Below are 901 nucleotides of genomic sequence, written 5' to 3' on the forward strand. Positions count from 1 at the left end.
TGTGTATAAGAGACAGAAGACGGAGGGGTCGGGGGGCGAGGAGATCGTTGTGGTGGTGGCGGCCGGTTCGACGATGTGGGTGTCGCTGCCTTCGGAGGGGGCGAAGTTGGCGTCGCCGTTGTAGATGGCGGTTCCGCTGTAGCTTCCGGCGGTCAGGGCGCTGTTGGGGACGGTGGCGACGCCGTTGGCGTCGAGTGGGACGGTGATGGTGGCGCCACTGCTGTCGGTGAAGGTGACCGTGCCGGTCGGGGTGCCGACGCCGAGGGAGATCGGTGTGACGACGGCGGTGAACAGGACCTCCTGGCCGTATACGGAGGGGTCGGGGTTCGAGGTCAGGACGGTCTGGGTGGCCGCCCTGGTGACGGTGTGGGTGTCGGTGCCGGTGGAGGCGGTGAAGTTCGCGTCTCCGCTGTAGGTGGCCGTGACCGAGTAATCACCCGCCGGCAGAGCGCTGGTGCTGACGGAAGCCGTACCCGAGGCGTCCACGGATGCGACCAGAGTGGGGCCGCCGCTGATGGCGAAGGTGACGGTTCCGGTCGGGGTGCTGGCGCCCGGGGCGACCGGAGCCACCACCGCGGTGAACAGGACCGGCTCTCCGTACGGAGTGGGGTCGGGGCTGCTGGTGACGGTGGTGGTGGTTGTCGCTTGGTTGACGGTGTGGGTGTCGGTGCCGGTGGAGGCGGTGAAGTTGGTGTCGCCGCCGTAGTCGGCGGTGACCGAGTAGGTGCCGGCTGGCAGGACGGCCCGGGTGAGGGTGGCGGTGCCGTTCTCGTCGAGGAGGACGGGTACGACGTCTCCGTCGATGGTGAAGGTGACGGTGCCGGTGGGGGTCCCGGCTCCGGGGGGCGCGGGTGCGATGGTCGCGGTGAAGACGACCGGCTGGCCGAACACGGAGGGGTCG

At 69.5% G+C, this 901-nt stretch carries 1 protein-coding gene; it reads right to left on the reverse strand.

Annotated elements, in window-relative coordinates; genetic code table 11:
• Window positions 1-901: Ig-like domain-containing protein (locus GUY61_RS38635; RefSeq protein WP_166634940.1), on the reverse strand; the 901-nt coding region annotated here is incomplete at both ends.

The organism is Streptomyces sp. GC420 (assembly GCF_009916105.1).
Classification (GTDB): Bacteria; Actinomycetota; Actinomycetes; order Streptomycetales; family Streptomycetaceae; genus Streptomyces.